The 4778-nt window shown below is 69.7% G+C and carries 2 protein-coding genes; both read left to right on the top strand.

The window, feature by feature from the left end; all coding sequences use genetic code 11:
- Nucleotides 1-63: 63 nt before the first annotated feature.
- Entirely contained in the window at nt 64-3951 is a 3888-nt protein-coding gene (locus KBX39_RS23395) for a DNA-directed RNA polymerase subunit beta' (RefSeq protein ID WP_043328234.1), read from the top strand.
- Nucleotides 3952-4053: 102 nt separating this feature from the next.
- A complete protein-coding gene (locus KBX39_RS23400; RefSeq protein WP_210872527.1) occupies nt 4054-4422 on the top strand; it encodes a hypothetical protein in 369 nt (122 codons plus the stop codon).
- The last annotated feature ends 356 nt before the right edge of the window (nt 4423-4778 follow it).

Below are 4778 nucleotides of genomic sequence, written 5' to 3' on the forward strand. Positions count from 1 at the left end.
GGGCGGGCCGGCCCCCGACCCCGCCCATGATCTAGCTGTAAAGACGACGACATAGGGGACATAGTGCTCGACGTCAACTTCTTCGACGAGCTGCGCATCGGCCTCGCCACCGCTGACGACATCCGTCAGTGGTCCCACGGCGAGGTCAAGAAGCCCGAGACCATCAACTACCGCACCCTCAAGCCGGAGAAGGACGGGCTCTTCTGCGAGAAGATCTTCGGTCCTCAGCGGGACTGGGAGTGCTACTGCGGTAAGTACAAGCGGGTCCGCTTCAAGGGCATCATCTGCGAGCGCTGCGGCGTCGAGGTGACCCGCTCCAAGGTTCGCCGGGAGCGGATGGGTCACATCGAGCTGGCCGCTCCGGTGACCCACATCTGGTACTTCAAGGGCGTGCCGAGCCGGCTGGGCTACCTGCTGGACCTCGCCCCGAAGGACCTCGAAAAGATCATCTACTTCGCCTCGTACGTCGTGACGAGCGTGGACGCCGAGGCGCGTCACCGCGACCTCTCGACCATCGAGAACGAGATCCTGGCCGAGAAGCGGCAGGCGGAGAACAGCCGCGACTCGGAGATCGAGAAGCGGGCCGCCAAGCTGGAGGCCGACCTGGCCGAGCTGGAGGCCGAGGGCGCGAAGGCGGACGTCCGGCGCAAGGTCAAGGAGGGCGGAGAGCGCGAGATGCGCCAGATCCGCGACCGGGCCCAGCGCGAGATCGACCGCCTCGACGAGGTCCTCGACACCTTCCGCAAGCTGGAGCCGAAGCAGCTGGTCACCGACGAGCTGCTCTACCGCGAGCTGCGCGACCGCTTCGGTGAGTACTTCACCGGCAGCATGGGCGCCGAGGCGATCAAGGCCCTGGTCCAGAACATGGACCTGGAGGCCGAGGCGGAGAACCTGCGCGAGACCATCCGCTCCGGCAAGGGCCAGCGGAAGATCCGGGCGCTCAAGCGGCTCAAGGTCGTCGCGGCGTTCCAGAACACCCGGAACTCGCCGCTCGGCATGGTGCTGGACTGCGTCCCGGTCATCCCGCCGGACCTGCGCCCGATGGTGCAGCTCGACGGTGGCCGTTTCGCGACCTCCGACCTGAACGACCTGTACCGGCGTGTGATCAACCGGAACAACCGCCTCAAGCGGCTGATCGACCTCGGCGCGCCCGAGATCATCGTCAACAACGAGAAGCGGATGCTCCAGGAGGCCGTCGACGCGCTGTTCGACAACGGCCGTCGTGGTCGTCCGGTCACCGGCCCCGGTAACCGGCCCCTGAAGTCGCTGTCCGACATGCTCAAGGGCAAGCAGGGCCGGTTCCGCCAGAACCTGCTCGGCAAGCGCGTCGACTACTCCGGCCGTTCGGTCATCGTGGTCGGCCCGAAGCTCAAGCTGCACCAGTGCGGCCTGCCCAAGCAGATGGCGCTGGAGCTGTTCAAGCCGTTCGTGATGAAGCGGCTGGTCGACCTCAACCACGCGCAGAACATCAAGTCCGCCAAGCGGATGGTCGAGCGGCAGCGGCCGGTCGTGTGGGACGTGCTGGAAGAGGTCATCGGCGAGCACCCGGTGCTGCTGAACCGCGCGCCGACCCTGCACCGTCTGGGCATCCAGGCCTTCGAGCCGCAGCTGGTCGAGGGCAAGGCCATCCAGATCCACCCGCTGGTCTGCACCGCGTTCAACGCCGACTTCGACGGTGACCAGATGGCGGTCCACGTGCCGCTGTCCGCCGAGGCCCAGGCCGAGGCGCGTATCCTGATGCTGTCGTCGAACAACATCCTCAAGCCGGCCGACGGCAAGCCGGTCACCATGCCCACCCAGGACATGGTCATCGGTCTCTACCACCTCACCCACCTCACTCCGGGTGGCAAGGGCGAGGGCCGGGCGTTCAGCTCGGACGCCGAGGCGCGGATGGCGTACGACAACGGCGAGCTGCACCTGCAGGCGCCGGTCCGGATCCGGCTGCGCGACGTCGTCGGTGTGGACAACGGCGCCGGCGCCGAGCCGTGGACCGCCCCCGAGGGCTGGACCGAGGGCGAGCCGGTGACCGTGGAGACCACGCTGGGCCGGGTCCTGTTCAACGAGACGCTGCCCCCGGGCTACCGCTTCGTGAACTACGAGATCCGCAAGGGCCAGCTCTCCGCGATCGTCAACGACCTCGCCGAGCGCTTCCCGAAGGTGGCCCTGGCGGCCACCCTGGACGGGCTCAAGGAGGCCGGTTTCCACTGGGCCACCTGGTCCGGCGTCACCATCGGCATGGAGGACGTCATCGCTCCGCCGCGCAAGCGGGAGATCCTGGAGCGGTACGAGAAGGAAGCCGACCGGATCGACAAGCAGTACCAGCGTGGTCTGATGACCGCCGAGGAGCGTCGCGGCGAGCTCATCGAGATCTGGACCAAGGCGACCAACGAGGTCGCCAAGGAGATGGACACCGCGCTGCCGCAGGAGAACCCGCTGTGGAAGATGATCAACTCGGGCGCCCGCGGTAACCTGCTCCAGCTCCGGCAGATCGCGGCGATCCGTGGTCTGGTGGCCAACCCGAAGGGTGAGATCATCCCGCGGCCGATCAAGGCCAGCTACCGGGAGGGTCTGTCCGTGCTGGAGTACTTCATCTCCACGCACGGTGCCCGTAAGGGTCTCGCGGACACCGCCCTGCGTACCGCCGACTCGGGTTACCTGACCCGGCGTCTGGTGGACGTCTCGCAGGACGTCATCATCCGCGAGGAGGACTGCGGCACCGACCGCGCCATCCCGATGCAGGTCGGCGAGCGCATCGACGGCAAGCTGGTCGTGCACGAGCACGCCGAGACCAGCGTGCACGCCCGGACGCTGGCCGACGACATCAAGGGGCCGGACGGCACCGTGGTGGCCCACCGCGGCCAGGACATCAACTCGATCCTGGTGGACGCGATCGTCGCCGCCGGTACCGAGACGGTGCGGGTGCGCAGCGTGCTCACCTGCGAGTCGAAGCTGGGCGTCTGCGGTGCGTGCTACGGCCGCTCGCTGCCGACCGGCAAGACCGTGGACGTCGGCGAGGCGGTCGGCATCATCGCCGCCCAGTCGATCGGTGAGCCGGGTACGCAGCTGACGATGCGTACCTTCCACACCGGTGGTGTCGCGGGTGAGGACATCACCCAGGGTCTGCCCCGTGTCCAGGAGATCTTCGAGGCCCGGGTGCCGAAGGGTAAGGCGCCCATCGCCGACACCCCGGGTCGCATCCGGATCGAGGACGGCGAGCGGTCCCGCAAGATCGTGGTCATCCCGGACGACGGCAGCGACGAGATCGTCTACGACAAGATCTCGAAGCGGGTCCGGCTCCGGGCGCACGACGGCGACCACGTCGAGGTCGGCGAGAAGCTCACCGAGGGCACCATCGACCCGCACGAGCTGCTGCGCATCCTCGGCCCGCGCGCGGTCCAGGTCCACCTGACCCAGGAGGTCCAGGAGGTCTACCGCTCGCAGGGTGTGCTCATCCACGACAAGCACATCGAGATCATCATCCGCCAGATGCTCAAGCGGGTGACGGTCATCGACTCCGGCTCGACCGAGTTCCTGCCGGGTGTGCTGGTCGACCGGGCGCTGTTCGAGTCGGAGAACCGCCGGCTCGTCGGCGAGGGTGGCGAGCCCGCCGCCGGTCGCCCGGTGCTGATGGGTATCACCAAGGCCTCGCTGGCCACCGACTCCTGGCTGTCGGCGGCCTCCTTCCAGGAGACCACCCGGGTGCTGACGGACGCGGCGATCCACGCCCGCAGCGACTCGCTGATCGGCCTCAAGGAGAACGTGATCATCGGTAAGCTCATCCCGGCCGGTACGGGCATCAGCAAGTACCGCAACGTCCGGGTCGAGCCGACCGAGGAGGCGAAGGCCAAGGTCTACTCGATGACCGGCTACCCGGAGACCGACTACGGCTTCGGGCCGGCCAGCGGCCAGGCGGTTCCGCTGGACGACTTCGACTTCGGGTCGTACCGCTAAGCAGTAGGAAACGACGAGGCCCCCGGCAGCCGCCGGGGGCCTCGTCGCGTCCGGGCCGGCTTGCCGGGACCGGGGAACCGGATCCGGGGCATGATGGAGGGCATGACGACAGTGCCCGGGCCGGCGCCCGTCGTGCCGCAGGCGCACCGCCATCCGCACGACCCGGAGCCGGTCCGCTCCACCACGGCGCGGGCGGTCTTCGCGCTCGGCCTGATCGGCGCGCTCACCGGTCTGTTCATCGGCGGCGCGGTGCCGGCCACGATCGCGCTCACGCTGGCCCGGCAGGCGCGCCGCGAGGCGTACACATCTGGTGGTTATCTCACCGGCGGCGACTGGCTGCGGCGCGGCGAGCAGATGGCGCGGACCGGCCTGGTGCTGACCGCGGCGGCGGTGGTGGCGGCGGTGGTGATCGGCGTGGTCCGGTACGCCGACGGCTCGTTCGGCCACGACTTCGCGCCGAACTTCGACTGACCGGGCGGGGGAGCGGACCCGCGCCCGCCCACCCGGCCGTGACCGGCGACGGTAGCCTGGCCGGTGTCCGCCGGGTGGCGGGCGGGTGTGGACAGGAGGAACCGTGACGGAACCGGCCGCGCCGGGAGGCGACCCGAACCGCCCGGGGCCGTATCCGCCGGGTTCCGCGCCCGCGCCGGCGCATCACCCGCACGGGGCGTACCCGGGGAACGCGCCGGGTCACGGCGGCGGGTGGCCGGCGCCGGGAAGCGCGCCCGGCCACGGGGGCTGGGGGCCGGCGTTCCCGCCGCCGCCGGCCGAGGCGCCGCGGCCGCCGAAGCGGGTCGACGCGGTGCCGGGTACGCCGTTCGGGGTGG

The organism is Micromonospora sp. D75, assembly GCF_018070405.1.
Lineage (GTDB): Bacteria > Actinomycetota > Actinomycetes > Mycobacteriales > Micromonosporaceae > Micromonospora > Micromonospora chalcea.

Excerpts from the sequence above, each read along its gene's own strand:
- KBX39_RS23400 (WP_210872527.1), top strand. The coding sequence starts at position 4,054 with ATGACGACAGTGCCCGGGCCGGCGCCCGTCGTGCCGCAGGCGCACCGC.